This is a genomic window from Afipia sp. 1NLS2, from assembly GCF_000178995.1.
GTDB lineage: Bacteria > Pseudomonadota > Alphaproteobacteria > Rhizobiales > Xanthobacteraceae > Afipia.
Window position 1 is genome coordinate 14,528 of sequence record NZ_ADVZ01000002.1, and the last position, 17,318, is coordinate 31,845.

Consider the following 17,318-nt stretch of genomic DNA (forward strand, 5'->3'; position numbering starts at 1 on the left):
AGCGAGCCGGTTTGCTCGCCATCGGTGAGCAGGGGCGGTCTTGGAGCAGATTTACGATCTCGCGGTGATCGGCGGCGGCGTCAACGGCTGTGGTATCGCGCGCGATGCGGCAGGGCGCGGCTACTCGGTCTACCTGTGCGAGATGAATGATCTGGCGAGCGGCACTTCGTCATGGTCGAGCAAGCTCATTCATGGCGGCCTGCGCTATCTCGAGTTCTATGAATTCCGTCTGGTGCGCGAGGCGCTGATCGAGCGCGAGGTGCTGTGGGGCATTGCGCCTCATATCATTGCGCCGGAGCGCTTCGTGCTGCCGCACCATGACGGGCTGCGGCCTGCGTGGCTGCTGCGGCTCGGGCTTTTCATTTACGATCATCTCGGAGGTCGTCGCCGTCTGCCGGCCACGCGAACGCTGAACCTGCGCCGCGACATCGCGGGAAAACCCCTCAAGCCAATTTTTAAAACCGGGTTCGAATATTCCGACTGCACGGTGGACGATGCCCGTCTCGTCGTGCTCAACGCGCTGGATGCCGTCGAGCGCGGCGCGATGGTGGCCACGCGAACGCAAGCCGTGCAGGCGAAGCGGGGAGAGGATGGCGTCTGGGAGCTTGTGGTGGAGGACACGGCCACAAAAACGCGCAGCACCATCAAGGCGCGAATCCTTGTGAACGCGGGTGGTCCCTGGGTGCAGGAGATCCTGACGGAGCGCGCGGGCGTCGAGGCCAAGGCGCATGTCCGCCTCGTGCAGGGCTCACACATCGTCGTGCCACGCCTTTATGCGCATGATCATGCCTATACGTTCCAGCACGGCGATGGCCGGGTGATCTTCGTCATTCCCTATCAGGACGATTTCACCCTGATCGGAACGACGGATCGCGACTATGAGGGCGATCCATCCAAGGTACGCGCGACGCAGGAGGAGATCGACTATCTGTGCGCCTCGGCGAGCGAATATCTGGCGACGCCGGTGCAGCCCTCCGATGTAGTGTGGAGCTATTCGGGCGTGCGGCCGCTCTATGACGATCACGCCAGCGAGGCGCGGACCGCGACGCGCGATTATGTGTTCGAGCTCGACGTGCCGGACGGGTTGCCGATTCTGTCGGTGTTTGGCGGCAAGATCACGACCTATCGCAAGCTCGCCGAGCATGCGCTGGAGAAATTGTCGCCATACTTGCGCAGCGGCGGCGCACCGTGGACCGGAGGTACGCCGCTGCCCGGGGGCGATTTCGCGGTCGGCGGTGTCGATGCGCTCACGGATCTCCTGCTACAGGATTATCCGTTCCTGCCGCGCCGCCATGCGCGGCGGCTGGTCCGCGCCTATGGAAGCCATGCGAAGCGCCTTCTCGGCCGGGCAGCGGGTATTGCCGACCTTGGCCGCGATTTCGGCCACACGCTGACGGAACGGGAGGTACGCTATCTGATGGCGCATGAATTCGCGCAGACGGCGGAAGATGTGGTTTGGCGGCGCTCGAAGCTCGGGCTGTGGCTCACGCAACAGGAAGTCGCCACGCTCGATGCGTGGATGGCGACACAGCGGAAGCCTGTCGCGCCGGATCCGTATTGAGCGTCTAAGGGCGCGCTTCCACCTTTTGCAACGAGATGAGATGCGCTAAGCGGTACCGGAACGAGCCGGGAGCCGATGATGACGAATAATACAATGCAGACGAAGGTGTGGGGGGCCACCGGAACGCAGGTTTCGGTGATCGGGCAGGGTACCTGGTACATCGACCACGGCAATCATGCGGCTGCGGTGGGGGCCTTGCAGAAGGGCCTCGACCTCGGCATGACCCATATCGACACCGCCGAGATGTATGACGACGCCGAGCTTGTGGTGGCCGATGCCATCAAAGGCCGGCGCGATGAAGTATTTCTGGTGTCGAAAGTGCTGCCGAACAACGCCTCGCGTGCGGGCACCATCAAGGCCGCCGAGCGCTCGCTGGCGCGGATGCGCACCGACCGGATGGATTGCTATCTCTTGCACTGGCGCGGCGGCTACGCGCTGGAAGACACCGTCAGCGCCTTCGAACAACTCAAGAAGGACGGCAAGATCCTGTCATGGGGAGTGAGCAACTTCGATGCTGACGACTTGCAGGAAATCTACGAGGTCGCAGGCAAGGGCAAGATCGCCTGCAATCAGGTGCTCTATCATCTCAAGGAGCGCGCGATTGAGCATTCGGTGATCCCGTGGTGCGAGGCGCACGGCGTCACGGTGACAGCCTATTCGCCTTTCGGGCACAGCGACTTTCCGGCGCCGAAATCCGAAGGTGGGCAAGTGCTGCAACAGATCGCGGCGGCACATGGCGCGAGCCCGCGTCAGGTCGCGCTGGCGTTTCTCACCCGCGCGCCTGCCGTGGTGACGATCCCGAAGGCGTCGTCGGCAGCTCATGCAGCGGAGAACGCCGGAGCCGGAGGCCTGAAACTGAGCGCCGCCGAGATCGCGCAGATCGACAAGGCTTTCCCGCGCGGGCGCGAGCCGAGCCATTTGCCGATGCTTTGAGGTGCAGAACTTTCAGTAGTGGGGCGGTGGCGGCTCATTACCCGGCGTCGATGGGATGCTTTGCTCGGCGGCGGCGATGCGGTCGGTCAACCGCGCCATCTGCCGCGTAAGAATATCGATCTGCTTCCACTGCGAGGTGATGACCTGATTGAGGGCCTCGACGGTCGCATCCTGATGCGCGATCTGGATTTCCAGCGCCTCGATCCGGCTTGCCAGTTCGGCTGCGTTACTCATCGTCGTCACCTTGCAATTGGGCCGCGCGTTCGGTCAGGCCGTGACCGAGCGCGATGCGCTGGTCGAACACGAAGCAGTCGCCCTTCCAGCGGCTTTCGCCCTCGGGAATGGTCTCGAGATATTTCAGAATGCCGCCCCTGAGATGGAAGACGTTCTTGAAGCCACGCGACAAAAGATAGGAACTGGCTTTCTCGCAGCGGATGCCACCGGTGCAGAACATCGCGATCTCGGTGTCGCGCGCAGGGTCCAGCGTATGGTCGGCGAATTCCTTGAACTCGCTGAAGCTCTTGATGTGCGGATCGACCGCGCCCTCGAAGGTGCCCATCTCAACCTCGAAGTCGTTACGGGTATCGAGCAGCACCATGCCGGGGCGGGCGATCAGTTCGTTCCAGTCCTGCGCGTCGACATAGGTGCCGACTTGCCTCGTGGGATCGGTGCCATCGTCCTTGAGCGTGACGATCTCCTTCTTCAGCCGGACCTTCATCCGGTTGAATGGCATGTCTGATGCGGTGGAGAATTTCAGTTCGAGGTTATTGGTCCGCCCGCCGAACAGCGCGCCTTGCTGGATCTGCTTCATCAGCGCGTCGATGTTGACGGCGTTGCCCGCGACCGTGCCGTTGATGCCCTCGGCGGCAAGCAAAATGATGCCCTTGATGTCGAGTGCTGCGCACATGTTGCGCAACGGCTCGCGCAGACTCTCGAAGTCCGGCAGCGGGGTGAACTGATAGAACGCGGCGACTTTGTACGACATCGCGGTCTTATAATGGCAAGGCGGGCAGGGGAAAAGGCGGCGTCAGGCGACGTGCTTCAGGCGACATGGATCGCTTCGTTCGCCGCGACCCTGTGCGGGTGCGTGAAGATTTCGAAGCCGTCGGACCGCGCGATGGCGCAGAGCGTGATCCCGGCGCGTTCCGCCATGCGGATCGCAAGCGCGGTCGGCGCCGACACCGAGACAATCAGCGATGCGCCGATGGAGGCGGTCTTCTGCACCATCTCGACCGAGACGCGGCTCGTCAGCAGCACAGCGCCACGGTTGGCGTCGATCTTTTTGCGCGCGAGCGCGCCGCCGAGCTTGTCGAGGGCGTTGTGGCGGCCGACATCCTCGCGAATATCAAGAATGCCGCGATCCGGCTCCCAGAACGCGGCGGCATGAACCGCGCGGGTCAGCGTGTTGAGCTTCTGCAAGGGATAGAGCGCCTGCATCGCGGCCATGATCTGCGCGGGCGTCACGGTGATGCCTTTGCCGACAATGGCGACGGGCTTCATGGCTTCAGAGATGGAATCGATGCCGCACAGACCGCAGCCGGTCGGGCCCGCGATGTGGCGGCGGCGTTCGCCGAGCCGGGCGGCGCTCTCCGGCTTCAGCCACATCCGCAGTTCGATGCCTTCGTCCTGCGGAACAACCTCGAGCGAATCGATGCCGTCGGCCGAGTCGATGATGCCCTCCGTCAGGCTGAAGCCGATCGCGAAGTCCTCCAGATCCTGCGGGGTGCCCATCATCACCGCATGGGTGCCCGCATTGTAGGACATCGCCAGCGCCGTTTCCTCCGGCACGGTACGATCGCCCTCGGTGAGGCCGCTTTCGCGCCAGATCTGGCGGTGGGCTGAAACTGTCGGCTCGGTCATGCGTTGTATCCTGTCCCGGCAACTCCGTCGGTGCACATCATATAGGACATCATGCACGTCAGGGTAAGCGGCTGGGGCCGTCTCGCAAGGGCAAAATGGACGCTGCGGGCGGCTGACATGCGTCGCCCCATTGTCACCGAAAAGCTGTGGCGAGCTTGGCAAGTGAATCGGGGAGGCAGACAGCGCGCATGAAAAAGACAACCGGGCTCGCACCGCGCCGTATTCTTTGTGTTTTCCCGAAATACTCGCCGTCGTTCGGCACGTTCGAATATGCCTATCCGCTGACGGACGGCGTGAAGGCTTTCATGCCGCCGCAGGGGCTGTTGCTGATCGCGGCGGCGTTGCCCGAAGGCTGGAGTGTCCGCTTCATCGACGAGAACATTCGCGCTGCCACGGATGAGGATTTCGAATGGGCCGAGGCCGTGTTCGTCTCCGGCATGCACATCCAGCGCAAACAGATCAACGACATCTGCCGCCGCGCGCATGAACATGACCTGCCAACCGCATTGGGCGGCCCTTCTGTCAGTGCGTGCCCCGACTATTATCCCGAGTTCGACTATCTGCACATTGGCGAGATGGGCGATGCGACGGATGATCTGTTCGCGCGCCTCAGCGCCGATCCAACACGTCCGAAGCGGCAGGTGATGCTGGAGACGCATGAGCGTCTCGCCATGACGGAATTTCCGCTGCCAGCTTACGAACTCATTCCGCTGCGCAAATATTTTCTTGGCAGCATCCAGTTCTCCAGCGGCTGTCCGTATCAATGCGAGTTCTGCGACATTCCGGGCCTGTACGGGCGCAACCCGCGCCTGAAATCGCCGCAGCAGGTGATCGCCGAGCTCGACAAGATGGTCGAGAACGGACTGTCGGGCGCGGTCTATTTCGTTGATGACAATTTCATCGGCAACCGCCGCGCGGTGCTCGAATTGTTGCCGCATCTGGTCGAATGGCAGAAGCGCAATGGCTATGCGGTGCAGTTCGCCTGCGAGGCGACGCTGAACATCGCCAAACGGCCGGAAATCCTGCAACTGATGCACGACGCCTTCTTCCTCACGGTGTTCTGCGGCATCGAGACGCCGGACCCGAACGCTCTGAAGGCGATGTCAAAAGAGCATAACATGATGGTGCCGATCCTGGAGGGCGTGCAGACGCTCAACAGCTACGGCCTCGAAGTGGTGTCGGGCATCATCCTCGGCCTCGACACCGATACCGAAGAGTCAGGCGAGGGGATTCTCGATTTCATCGAACAGTCGCAGATTCCGCTGCTCACCATCAATCTGTTGCAGGCGCTCCCCAAGACGCCGCTATGGGATCGCCTGCAACGTGCCGGCCGCCTGATTGAAAACACGGACCGCGATTCCAATGTCGATTTCCTGCTGCCCTACGATCAAGTGGTCGCGATGTGGCGCGAATGCATGGGCCGCGCCTACACGCCGGAGAAGATGTTCGCGCGCTTCCAGCATCAGATCGAGCATACCTATCCGAACCGCATCCATCCGCCGCCGACAAAACAGCGGCTGACAGCGGCGAACATCAGGCGCGGCCTCACCATGGTGGCGAAGATCATCTGGCATGCGGGCGTGCGTGGCGATTACCGCCGCGAATTCTGGAAGTTCGCATGGCCGCGCCTGAAGGCGGGCGATGTTGAACGCTTCATCAGTTGCAGCCTCGTCGCGCATCATCTGATTACGTTCGCGCGTGGTGCTTCCAGTGGCCGCCAGACCGCGTCATATTATTCCGACAAACCTGCCGCAGTGTTGCCGCAGGCGGCGGAATAGGCCGCATTTTCAGCTCCTTAGGCCCTCTCGCATTCCCCGCGTGGGTAGGGTAATATGGCCTCTCTCAGCGGCGATGCCGCTTTTTATTTAATAAAAACAGTATCTTAGGTCGCCGTGACGAACTCGTTCGCCCAGTCTTGGTCTATTTCTGCATGCCATTTGGCGATGCTGCGAAAAGGGCGTCAGTCATGACGGCTGCCGGCGAATTGCGCTCGGGCAAGGGACACAAGGACGAAAACTTTCCCGTCGCCTCGAAGCTGATCCATCCGCGTCATCGCGCGCTGATTTTCGCGTTCTACAATTTCGTGCGCACGGCGGATGACATCGCCGATCACATCAGTCTGCCGCCGCAAGAAAAGCTCGACCAGCTCGACCGGCTCGAAGCGGAATTGCTGGGGAAGGGCGAGACGCAGGCGGAAGCGGTAGCGTTGCGCCGTGCATTCGCTGAACGCGGGATGCCGCCGCGCCATGCGCAGGATCTGTTGACCGCGTTTCGCATGGACGTCACCAAGCTGCGCTACGACAACTGGGACGATCTCATTCACTATTGCAGCTATTCGGCGATGCCGGTCGGCCGCTTCATGCTCGATGTGCATGGCGAGGATCGCGCAACCTGGGCTGCGAACGATGCGCTGTGCGCCGCGCTGCAGATCAACAATCATTTGCAAGATTGCGGCAAGGATTATCGCGACATCAACCGCGTCTACGTGCCGCTCGATGCGCTGCAAGCGGCAGGTGCGTCGGTCGAGGAACTGGGGCAGGCGAAGGCATCGCCTGCGTTGCGGGCCTGCTTGAAGTCGCTGGCCGAACGCAACGAGGCGCTGTTGATGCAGAGCGCGTCGTTCTCCTCGCAGGTGAAGGACGCACGGCTCGGCATGGAGATTGCCGTGATCGACACCTTTGCGCGGAAGATCGTCAATCTGTTGAAGACGCGCGATCCGCTCAGCGAGAACGTGCATCTGTCGAAGCCCGCGATGCTGATGCTGGCCGCTATGGCATCGGGGTTCGAAATCGGACGCCGTGCGGCCGGCGTGAAATCAATGCCGCGGCTATCCACGGGCGCATGATCCTGCCATGACCGACGTCGATACTTCACCGGCTCAGACGGCTTCCGGCAGTTCGTTCTACGCGGCGATGCGCATCCTGCCGCGCGAGCAGCGCGAGGCGATGTTCTACATCTACAGCTTCTGCCGCAAGGTGGACGACATCGCGGATTCCGATGGTCCGCGTGCCGAGCGTCTTGAAGCATTGGCGCAATGGCGGCGCGATATCGATGCGCTCTATACCGGAAATCCGCCGCCGCGCGTGGCACCTTATTTGCCTGCGGTGAAACGGTTTGGCCTCAAGCGCGAGGACTTCATTGCCATCATCGATGGCATGGAGATGGACGTACCTGCCGAAATCCGTGCGCCGGATGAAGCGACGCTCGATCTTTACTGTGACCGTGTCGCGAGCGCGGTGGGCCGCCTTTCGGTGCGCGTATTCGGCCTGTCGGAGGCGGACGGCATTGCGTTGTCGCATAACCTCGGCCGCGCGCTGCAACTCACCAACATCCTGCGCGACATCGATGAGGACGCCGGCATCGGCCGTCTCTATCTGCCGCGCGAATTGCTGGACGCCGCAGGCATCGTGTCGAGCGATCCGCAAGTGGTCGCCGCCGATCCGAATGTGCCGAAGGTCTGCGCGCCGATCGTCGAGCGGGTGAAGGTGTATTTCGCCAAGGCGGACGAAATCATGGCGCGATATCCGCGCAGCAACGTGCGCGCGCCGCGCATCATGTCGAAATATTATCAGGAAATCCTCAAACGGCTTCTTGCGCGCGGCTTCGCGCCGCCGCGGCAGTCTGTGAAACTGAGTAAAGCTGCGAAAATGTCGATCCTCTTGCGCTACGCGGTGTTCTGATGACGAAGACCGCTCACATCATCGGTGCCGGGCTCTCGGGCCTGAGCGCAGGCGTGCGTCTGGCGAAGGAGGGATTCGAAGTCCACGTTCATGAGGCCACGCAATACACCGGCGGCCGCTGCCGCTCGTATTACGACGGCGCCACTGACATGGTGATCGACAACGGTAATCATCTGATGCTGTCGGGCAATCATCATGTGCGTCTCTACGCCAAGGCGCTGAATACCTACGACAAGCTCGTTGGTCCGGTGCGCGCGCAATTCCCGTTCATGGATGTTGCGAGCGGCAAGCGCTGGCTGCTCGATCTCGGCGCGGGCCGTTTTCCGGGCTGGCTGTTCGATCCCAAGCGCCGCGTGCCGGATACGTATGTCCGCGATTATCTGGCGCTGCTGCCGCTGGCCTGGGCGCAGCCCGAGGCGCTAGTCGAGGACACCATTCCCTGCGAGGGCGTGCTGTATCAGCGTCTGGTCCAACCGCTGCTGATTGCCGCGCTCAACGTCGAGCCACCGCAGGGGTCTGCCGGTTTGGCCGGGGCCATTGTCCGCGAGACGTTGCTTGCGGGCGGGGCGGCTTGCCGGCCGCTGATCGCGCGTGACGGCCTTTCACCGGTGCTGATTGATCCCGCAATCGAGCTGATCAAGAAGAAGGGCGGTTCGCTGGCGCTCGGACATGAACTGCGCAAGATCGAGCGTTCGCCGCTGCGCGCCACGGGTCTCAATTTCGGCACCGAGACAATCCCGCTCGGCCCGGGCGATGTCGTGGTGCTGGCGGTGCCCGCGCGCGCGGCATCGGGATTGATGCCCGGCATCAAGGCGCCCACCAAATTCCGCGCCATTCTCAACGCGCATTTCCGCTTTACGCCGCCGGCCAATGTTCCGCCGCTGACGGGCGTGGTCGGCGGGCTGATCGAATGGCTGTTCGCGTTCCCGGACCGGCTCTCGATCACCATCAGCGCCGCCGAACGCCTCCTCAATCTGCCGCGCGAGGACCTTGCGCGCGACATCTGGCGGGATATCTGCAAGGTGGCCGGTCTTGCGACCGATATCGCCGAGGGGCCGTTGCCGCCGTGGCAGATCGTGCGCGAGCGGCGGGCGACCTTCGAGGCGACACCTGAGCAGAACGCGCTGCGCTCCGGTGCGGCGACGGAGTTGAAGAACCTGTTCCTGGCCGGCGACTGGACCAATACCGGTCTGCCCTCGACGATCGAAGGTTCGATCCGCTCGGGCGATCATGCCGCCGACCTAATCCTGCAAATGCAAGAGTGACGAAACGACCATGACTGACATCGCCACCATGGTTGCGCCCGAAAGGCAGCGCCTCGACGACGGCATCGCGTCCGCGAGCCGCGCGCTGCTCGATGTCCAGAAGCCGGATCGCCATTGGGTATTTGAGCTTGAGGCCGACGTCACCATTCCGGCCGAATACATTCTGATGCGGCACTATTTCGCCGAACCGGTCGACACCGTGCTTGAAGGCAAGATCGCCAAATATCTGCGCCGCATGCAGAACGACAATGGAGGCTGGTCGCTGTTCTACGGCCACGAGTTCGACATGAGTGCCAGCGTGAAGGCGTATTACGCGCTGAAGATGGCCGGAGACTCGCCGGACGCCCCGCACATGAAGAAAGCGCGCGAGACGATGCTGGCGCGGGGCGGGGCGGTCAAGGCCAACGTCTTCACGCGCATCATGCTGGCGCTGTTTGGCCAGCTCGAATGGAAGGCTGTGCCGGTGATGCCGGTGGAAATCATGCTGCTGCCGCGCTGGTTTCCGTTTCATCTCACCAAGATTTCCTACTGGGCGCGCACTGTCATCGTGCCGCTCCTGGTGCTGATGACGCTGAAGCCGCGCGCGCGGAATCCGCTGGGGATCGGCGTACGCGAATTGTTCATCGAGGACCCGAAGACCATCGGCCCGACGCCGAAGGCGGCGCACCAGAGTCAGGTGTGGTTCACGAGCTTCGACATCATCGACCGCGTGCTGCGTCTTGCCGATCCGTTCTTTCCCAAGGCGATGCGTCAACGCGCGATCAGGAAGGCGGAGGAATTCGTTACCGAACGCCTCAACGGCGTCGATGGTTTGGGCGCGATCTTCCCGGCGATGGTCAACAGCGTCATGATGTACGACGTGCTCGGCTATACTCCGGACGATCCGAACCGTGCGCTCGCGCGTGAATCGGTCGAGCGGCTCTTGGTCATCAAGGACGACGAAGCTTACTGTCAGCCCTGCGTCTCGCCGGTGTGGGACACCGCGCTTGCGGCGCATGCGATGATCGAAAGCGGGCAGGCCGCCGATCTGGAAGCGGCGAAGGCCTCGCTCGACTGGCTCTTGCCGCGTCAGGTGCTCGACGTGAAGGGCGACTGGGCGGACAAGCGGCCGGACGTGCGGCCCGGCGGCTGGGCCTTCCAGTACAACAACGCGCATTATCCCGACCTCGATGACACCGCCGTTGTCGTGATGGCGATGGACCGCGTGCGCCGGATGGACGGCACTACGAAATACGACGACGCAATCGCGCGGGCCAAGGAATGGATCCTCGGGCTGCAGAGCGTGGACGGCGGCTGGGCGGCGTTCGATGCCGACAACCTCGAATACTATCTCAACAACATTCCGTTCGCGGACCATGGCGCGTTGCTCGATCCGCCGACCGATGACGTCACCGCGCGCTGCCTGTCGATGCTGGCGCAACTCGGCGATACGCTGGAGACCAGCGAGCCGATGCGCCGCGCGGTCGCGTATCTGCGCAAGACGCAACTGGCCGACGGCTCCTGGTTCGGCCGCTGGGGCATCAATTACATCTACGGAACATGGTCGGCGCTCTGTGCCCTGAATGCCGCGGGCGTGCCCCACGACGACCCGATGATCGCCAAGGCGGCCGACTGGCTGGAGGCGATCCAGAACGCCGATGGCGGCTGGGGCGAGGACGGCAACAGCTACCGGCTGGATTACAAAGGATACGAACGGTATGCGACCACGGCGTCACAGACCGCCTGGGCGACGCTAGCCCTGATGGCGGCAGGACGGGTTGATCGTCCTGCTACCAAGAATGGTATTGATAATCTTATGCAATCTCAGGGGGTGGACGGATTCTGGCAGGAGCCAGATTACACCGGCGGTGGGTTCCCCCGTGTGTTCTATTTGCGATACCACGGATATTCTAAGTTCTTCCCCTTGTGGGCGATGGCCAGATATAGGAATTTGCGCAGCAGCAACAGCCGGTTCGTAGGGGCTGGAATGTGAGCGAGATGGCCGTCGAAGACGCCGCACAGCAGACCGAGAAACCGGTTCTCATCGTCACCGGATTGAAGCAGGAGGCCCGCATTGCCGCGGGCCCCGGCCTGACGGTGATCTGTAGCTCCAGCAATCCGGTCCAGCTCCGCGAGATGATGATGTCGTTTGACCCCGCGAGCATCAGCGGGATCGTCTCCTTCGGTGTGGCTGGCGGGTTGAGCCCGAAGTTGCGTTCGGGTGACATTGTCATCGCCTCCGAGATCGTCGCGTCCAAAGGCCGCTGGCTCGCCGCCGAGGGTTTGAGCCAGGCTTTGTACGGCCTGCCGGAAGGCGAACATCGTATCGTGCGCGGCATTCTCGCCGGCGTGGAGGAGGTCGTGCTCGGCAGCAAGGCCAAGGCCGCGTTGCGTGCGACGACCGGCGCCGATGCCGTCGACATGGAAAGCCATATCGCGGCCCGTTATGCCGAACAGCATAGCCTGCCGTTCGCAGCCTTGCGCGTCATCAGCGACCCGGCGCACCGCGCGCTGCCCGAGATCGCGGCGGCCGCGCTGAAGGCCAATGGCGATGTCGATGTCTGGAAGGTGATGCGCGGCATCGCGCGGCGGCCGTCGCAGATCCGTGCGCTGGTGCATTCGGGACGCGACTTCAATCGCGCGTTGCGGGGCCTGCGCAGCTATCGCAGCCGGCTCGATGGAGCGTCCAGCTTCCGCGTTGCCGAGGCGGCGGAGTAGGCGAGCCTCGCAGGGGTTGAATCTCCCTGCTATCGCCTTGAGGCGGCTCTATCGTGCGACGATAGATATTTTATTTTCCCTTTCGAATAAGCCTGAATCCCGCTAGACGGTGCTCGTCATGATCACGAGCACTTTCAATTATTACGTTTCACATATCGATGATATCGATGGATGGCTTGATAAAACCACGGCCATCATTTCCAACGCATTGATGCAGCATCAGAGCGCTGTCGGGCTGTCGGGTCCGATCTGCGAAATCGGCGTCCATCGCGGCAAGTATTTCATCGCGCTCGCCTGCGGGCTGTGCCCGAACGAAAAGGCCATCGCGATCGACCTGTTTGAAAATAGGCAAAAGAACATCGACCATTGCGGTCTCGGCGAGCGTGGCGTGTTCGATCGGAACGTCGAACACTTCCTCTATCCGCCGTCCATCACCGTCATTTCGGCGAACTCCACAAAACTGGATGTTCACGACATTTCCAGACACGGTGCCATTCGCTTTTTCTCCGTCGATGGTGGGAATACCGAAGCGACCACCGCGAGCGATCTTCATCTGGCGGAACAGTCGATCGCGACAGGCGGCATCGTCGCGCTGGACGACATCCTGAATCAGGACGGGACCGGCGTGATCAGCGGGTATGTGCGCTATCGGCAGGAGGGCGGCAGTCTGCGTGCTTTCGCGCTGGTGCCCAACAAGCTGCTGCTGACGGATGAAGGCTCGGCTGCGTCCTACAAGAATTTCATGCGAACGAAGTTCGCCTGCTTTGCCGGCCGGCGGGACATGGAATTCATCGGCGACATCGTCGATCTCTACGTGACGCTTCCGTCATCGAATTCCGGATGGCTGTCGTGGATAAAGGCGAAGATCCATGGGAAAATCAGGCAATCGTCTTACCTTGACGGCGCGCCAGGCTTTCGTTTGACGTGAAGCCGCGGAGCAGGTGATCGTCGTCAGCCGGCAGAACAATAAAAAAGCCCCGGATCGCTCCGGGGCTTTTTCACATTCGTATGTCCGTGAATCAGGCGGCGGTCGAAGCGTCTGCAGCCGGGGCTGCCTTGGCGGCGGCGAGCTTCGCAGCCTTGGCTTCGGCTTCCTTGGCCTCGTCGACGCGAATCTCGGACAGGCGCTTCTGCACCTCGGAGGAGAACACGTACTGCGCCGGGCGCTGTTTGGAGAGATCGATCTCCGGCGCCATCGGGCCTTCGGTCTTGATGCCGCGCAACGAGACCCACATGGCTTTCAACGGGTTGGAGATCGCGGCATTGGCCGCGGTTGGCTCGTAGCCACAATGCGCCATGCAGTTCGCGCACTTCTCGTACTTGCCGGTGCCGTAGGAATCCCAGTCGGTGGTTTCCATCAGCTCCTTGAAGGTCTGCACGTAGCCTTCGCCGAGCAGGTAGCAGGGCTTCTGCCAGCCGAAGATGTTGCGTGCGGGCATGCCCCACGGCTCGCAATGGAAGTCCTGGTTGCCGGCGAGGAAGTCGAGGAACAGGCTCGAGTGCATGAAATTCCACTTCTTGCCCTTGCCGCGCGCGAACACGCCGCGGAACAGCTCCTTGGTCTTCTTGCGGTTGAGGAAGTGCTCCTGGTCTGGCGCGCGCTCATAGGCGTAGCCCGGCGAGATCGAGACGCCGACGCCGAGCTCGGTGGTGAAATCCAGAAACTTCGCGATTTCCTCGGCCGGATAATTGTCGAAGATCGTCGCGTTGACGTTGACGGTGAAGCCGCGTGCCTTCGCCGCCTTGATCGCGGAGACGGCGCGGTCGAACACGCCCTGTTGGCACACCGACTGGTCGTGATGCTCCTTCAGGCCGTCGAGATGGACGGAGAAGAACAGGTACGGCGAGGGCTCGAACAGATCGAGCTTCTTCTCGAGCAGCAGCGCGTTGGTGCAGAGCGAGACGAACTTCTTGCGCGCGACGAGGCCGCGCACGATCTCACCGATCTCCTTGTGGATCAGCGGCTCGCCACCCGGAATGGCAACCATCGGCGCGCCGCATTCCTCGGCGGCGTCCCAGCATTCCTGCGCGCTCATGCGGCGGTTCAGGATCGCATCGGGATAATCGATCTTACCGCAGCCCGCACAGGCGAGGTTGCAGCGGAACAGGGGTTCCAGCATCAGCACGAGCGGATAGCGTTTCCGACCGAGAAGCTTCTGCTTCATCAGGTAGGAACCGATCTTGATTTCCTTGAAAAATGGTATGGCCATGAAGAAGCGTCTTTCCGATTAGAGCTGTGCTCCGGCTCTGACCGATGTCAGCTCCGGCGGCAGCTTGAACTCGATGTTTTCCTCGCGTCCTGGCACCACATCCACCGTCACGGGGGCGATGCGGCGAAGGGCGTCGATCACGTCATCGACAAGGACTTCCGGAGCGGATGCCCCGGCGGTGATTCCGACCGTTTTGACGCCGCGGAGCCACTCCGGATTGAGTTGGCTGCCGTCGGCGATCAGATAGCTCGGGACACCGACTTCGGTGCCGATTTCGCGCAAACGGTTGGAGTTGGAACTGTTGGTCGCGCCGACAACAAGGATCAGGTCGACGAGCTTGCTGAGGTCGCGAACCGAGGACTGTCGATTCTGCGTAGCATAGCAGATATCGCGGGTGTCGGGTCCCTCAAGATCGGGAAACCGCTCTGCGAGAGCCGCAATGATGTCCTTGGTGTCGTCGACGCTGAGCGTGGTCTGGGTGATGTAGGCGACCGGCGCATCGCTCGGAATGTCGAGCCGCGCGACGTCTTCCACGCTCTGCACCAGCGTCACCGGGCCGGGGACCTGACCCATGGTGCCGACCACCTCCGGGTGGCCCTCATGGCCGATCAGCACCAGTTGCCGGCCCTTGCCGACATAGCGCTTGCCCTGATTGTGGACCTTGGAGACGAGCGGGCAGGTGGCGTCCAGCACCGGAAGGTTACGCGAAGCAGCTTCGGCTTCTACGCTCTTGGCGACGCCATGCGCGCTGAACACGGTGATGGCGTTGTCCGGCACTTCATGGACGTCTTCCACGAACACCGCGCCCTTCGCCTTGAGGCTCTCGACCACGTACTTGTTGTGGACGATCTCGTGGCGGACATAGACCGGCGGGCCATACTTCTCCAGCGCGCGTTCGACGATTTCGATCGCACGCACCACGCCCGCGCAGAAGCCGCGCGGCTGGGCCAGCAGGACCTGAAGTGTGGTCGGAGTAGGGATCTTGTTAAGCAAGCTGCACCGCGTTGATTTCGTTTTCACGGCCGAGCGCCTCGAACACGCGCTTAACGATGCCCTTGGCATCGAGACCGGCCTTTGCGTACATCGCAGCGGGGCTGTCCTGGTCGATGAAGACGTCCGGCAGCACCATCGAGCGAACCTTCAGGCCCTTGTCGAGAGCGCCCGCCTCGGCGAGCGTGTGGAGCACCTGCGCGCCGAAGCCGCCGATTGCACCTTCCTCGATGGTGATGAGAACATCGTGGTCGCGCGCAAGTTGCAGCACCAGATCGGTATCGATCGGTTTTGCGAAGCGCGCATCGGCGACCGTTGTGGTCAGCCCGTGCGATTTCAGAATGTCGGCAGCCTTCAGCGATTCATTGAGCCGTGTGCCGAGCGACAGGATCGCCACCGACGAGCCTTCGCGCACGATGCGGCCCTTGCCGATTTCGAGCGGAACGCCTTCGGAAGGGAGATCGACGCCGACACCGTCGCCGCGCGGGAAGCGGAAGGCGGAGGGGCGGTCGTTGATGCCGGCGGCGGTCGCGACCATGTGCACGAGTTCGGCTTCGTCCGACGCGGCCATGATGACCATGTCGGGCAGGCAGCCGAGATAAGCGAGGTCGAACGAGCCTGCATGCGTCGGGCCATCGGCGCCGACGAGACCGGCGCGGTCGATCACGAAGCGCACCGGCAGTTTCTGAATCGCGACGTCATGCACCACCTGATCGTAGGCGCGTTGCAGGAAGGTCGAGTAGATCGCGACGAACGGCTTCATGCCTTCGGTGGCAAGGCCCGCAGCGAACGTCACTGCATGCTGTTCGGCGATGCCGACGTCGAACGTACGCTCGGGATAGACCTTCTGGAAAATATCGATGCCGGTACCTGACGGCATCGCGGCGGTGATGCCGATGATCTTCTCGTCCTTCTCGGCGAGCTTGACCAGCGCATTGCCGAACACGCTCGTGTAGGAGGGCGCGTTGGCCTTTGCCTTGTTCTGCTTGCCGGTGGCGACATCGAATTTAACGACGCCGTGGTACTTATCCTTGGCCGTCTCGGCGTGGCTGTAGCCCTTGCCCTTCTGCGTCACGACATGGATCAGCGTCGGGCCGACCTTGGAGTCGCGGACGTTCTTCAGCACCGGGAGCAGATGGTCGAGGTTGTGGCCGTCGATCGGGCCGACATAGTAGAAGCCAAGCTCCTCGAACAGCGTGCCGCCCGAGAGCATGCCGCGGGCGTATTCCTCGGCGCGCTGCGCGCCCTTTTCGACGAATTTCGGCAGCCGCTTGGCAACCTGCTTGCCGATCTCGCGCAGCGACCGATAGGTGTTGCTGGAGGTCAGCCGCGACAGGTAGGACGACATCGCGCCGACCGGCGGGGCGATCGACATTTCGTTGTCGTTGAGGATGACGATCAGTCGCGAATCCATCGCGCCTGCATTGTTCATCGCCTCATAGGCCATGCCGGCGGACATCGCGCCGTCGCCGATCACGGCGATCACGTTGTTGTTGGCGCCCGACAGGTCGCGGGCCACCGCCATGCCCAGACCGGCGGAGATCGAGGTGGAGGAGTGCGCGGTGCCGAAGCAGTCGTATTCACTCTCGGCGCGCTTGGTGAAGCCGGACAAGCCGCCACCTTGCCGAAGCGTACGAATCCGGTCACGTCGGCTGGTCAGAATCTTGTGAGGATAAGCTTGATGGCCGACATCCCAGATGATGCGGTCCTCGGGCGTATTAAAAACATGATGTAACGCGACAGTGAGTTCCACCACGCCAAGGCCTGAGCCGAGATGGCCGCCCGTTACCGCAACCGTATTGATGGTTTCCGCGCGCAGCTCCTGTGCCACCTGTGCCAGCTCGCTTTCTTTGAGCTTGCGCAAATCGGAGGGACAGTTGATCTGGTCGAGCAACGGTGTGGATGAGGTCATTGGGGGAGATCCGAACTGTACAAGAACAAGACGTGAACGGCGAGGAAGTGTATCATTAAGGCAGCTATGACGCAGTAGTTCCCGGCAATTTTCCGCCTTATGCCATGATTATGTGTCCAATGGGCACCTATCCAGCAGGTCAGAGTTAATCCGCTGGCCTACCTAAAACGCGCAATCCCTCAACCTGATCGCTTCAAATAGAAAGAAAAC

15 protein-coding genes are annotated in these 17,318 nt (G+C 62.1%); 9 read left to right on the top strand and 6 right to left on the bottom strand.

The window, feature by feature from the left end; genetic code table 11:
* The first annotated feature begins 40 nt into the window (after positions 1 to 40).
* Together glpD and AFIDRAFT_RS08800 are read left to right on the top strand one after the other, a co-directional pair.
* On the top strand, positions 41 to 1,561 hold the full coding sequence (glpD, locus tag AFIDRAFT_RS08795) for a glycerol-3-phosphate dehydrogenase (RefSeq protein ID WP_009338927.1): 1,521 nt from the start codon (positions 41 to 43) through the stop codon (positions 1,559 to 1,561).
* 93 nt (positions 1,562 to 1,654) lie between these two features.
* A complete protein-coding gene (locus AFIDRAFT_RS08800; protein ID WP_040298220.1) occupies positions 1,655 to 2,494 on the top strand; it encodes an aldo/keto reductase in 840 nt (279 codons plus the stop codon).
* A 12-nt stretch (positions 2,495 to 2,506) separates the two neighbouring features.
* Here the strand turns inward: AFIDRAFT_RS08800 and AFIDRAFT_RS08805 are convergent, their stop codons facing one another.
* Genes AFIDRAFT_RS08805 through fdhD form a run of 3 tightly spaced genes read right to left on the bottom strand, consistent with a single transcriptional unit; the run spans position 2,507 to position 4,354 of the window.
* Positions 2,507 to 2,728, bottom strand: coding sequence for a SlyX family protein (locus AFIDRAFT_RS08805; RefSeq protein ID WP_009338931.1), 222 nt, complete (start codon positions 2,726 to 2,728; stop codon positions 2,507 to 2,509).
* Positions 2,721 to 3,479 (bottom strand): oxygen-dependent tRNA uridine(34) hydroxylase TrhO, encoded by a 759-nt coding sequence (gene trhO / locus AFIDRAFT_RS08810; protein WP_009338933.1) that lies wholly within the window; start codon positions 3,477 to 3,479, stop codon positions 2,721 to 2,723. Before trhO ends, AFIDRAFT_RS08805 begins: the two co-directional genes overlap by 8 nt.
* Positions 3,480 to 3,535: 56 nt before the next feature.
* Entirely contained in the window at positions 3,536 to 4,354 is an 819-nt protein-coding gene (fdhD, locus tag AFIDRAFT_RS08815; RefSeq protein ID WP_009338936.1) for a formate dehydrogenase accessory sulfurtransferase FdhD, read from the bottom strand.
* Positions 4,355 to 4,542: 188 nt separating this feature from the next.
* On the opposite strand from fdhD, the gene AFIDRAFT_RS08820 reads away from it, so the two are divergent.
* From AFIDRAFT_RS08820 to AFIDRAFT_RS08850, 7 genes are all read left to right on the top strand, one after another.
* Positions 4,543 to 6,132, top strand: coding sequence for a B12-binding domain-containing radical SAM protein (locus tag AFIDRAFT_RS08820; RefSeq protein ID WP_009338938.1), 1,590 nt, complete (start codon positions 4,543 to 4,545; stop codon positions 6,130 to 6,132).
* Between the two features lie 188 nt (positions 6,133 to 6,320).
* The gene (hpnC, locus tag AFIDRAFT_RS08825; protein ID WP_009338939.1) at positions 6,321 to 7,199 is read left to right on the top strand and encodes a squalene synthase HpnC; all 879 of its coding nucleotides are present in this window, start codon (positions 6,321 to 6,323) and stop codon (positions 7,197 to 7,199) included.
* A gap of 7 nt (positions 7,200 to 7,206) precedes the next feature.
* Positions 7,207 to 8,034 carry a presqualene diphosphate synthase HpnD gene (gene hpnD, locus AFIDRAFT_RS08830; RefSeq protein WP_009338941.1) on the top strand — a complete coding sequence of 276 codons (828 nt, stop codon included), beginning with the start codon at positions 7,207 to 7,209 and terminating at the stop codon, positions 8,032 to 8,034.
* Entirely contained in the window at positions 8,034 to 9,299 is a 1,266-nt protein-coding gene (hpnE, locus tag AFIDRAFT_RS08835) for a hydroxysqualene dehydroxylase HpnE (RefSeq protein WP_009338942.1), read from the top strand. Before hpnD ends, hpnE begins: the two co-directional genes overlap by 1 nt.
* Before the next feature lie 10 nt (positions 9,300 to 9,309).
* On the top strand, positions 9,310 to 11,271 hold the full coding sequence (shc, locus tag AFIDRAFT_RS08840) for a squalene--hopene cyclase (RefSeq protein ID WP_009338943.1): 1,962 nt from the start codon (positions 9,310 to 9,312) through the stop codon (positions 11,269 to 11,271).
* A gap of 5 nt (positions 11,272 to 11,276) precedes the next feature.
* Positions 11,277 to 11,996, top strand: a complete 720-nt coding sequence (locus AFIDRAFT_RS08845) for a phosphorylase (protein ID WP_009338944.1) — start codon at positions 11,277 to 11,279, stop codon at positions 11,994 to 11,996.
* Positions 11,997 to 12,114: 118 nt separating this feature from the next.
* The gene (locus AFIDRAFT_RS08850; protein WP_009338945.1) at positions 12,115 to 12,924 is read left to right on the top strand and encodes a class I SAM-dependent methyltransferase; all 810 of its coding nucleotides are present in this window, start codon (positions 12,115 to 12,117) and stop codon (positions 12,922 to 12,924) included.
* A 91-nt stretch (positions 12,925 to 13,015) separates the two neighbouring features.
* On the opposite strand, the gene hpnH is transcribed toward AFIDRAFT_RS08850, so the two are convergent.
* Genes hpnH through dxs form a run of 3 tightly spaced genes read right to left on the bottom strand, consistent with a single transcriptional unit; the run spans position 13,016 to position 17,108 of the window.
* The gene (hpnH, locus tag AFIDRAFT_RS08855; RefSeq protein WP_009338946.1) at positions 13,016 to 14,206 is read right to left on the bottom strand and encodes an adenosyl-hopene transferase HpnH; all 1,191 of its coding nucleotides are present in this window, start codon (positions 14,204 to 14,206) and stop codon (positions 13,016 to 13,018) included.
* A gap of 18 nt (positions 14,207 to 14,224) precedes the next feature.
* Positions 14,225 to 15,199 (bottom strand): 4-hydroxy-3-methylbut-2-enyl diphosphate reductase, encoded by a 975-nt coding sequence (gene ispH / locus AFIDRAFT_RS08860; RefSeq protein ID WP_040298224.1) that lies wholly within the window; start codon positions 15,197 to 15,199, stop codon positions 14,225 to 14,227.
* Positions 15,192 to 17,108, bottom strand: a complete 1,917-nt coding sequence (dxs, locus tag AFIDRAFT_RS08865; protein ID WP_009338948.1) for a 1-deoxy-D-xylulose-5-phosphate synthase — start codon at positions 17,106 to 17,108, stop codon at positions 15,192 to 15,194. The genes ispH and dxs overlap by 8 nt, the downstream gene beginning before the upstream one ends.
* Positions 17,109 to 17,318 lie beyond the last annotated feature (210 nt).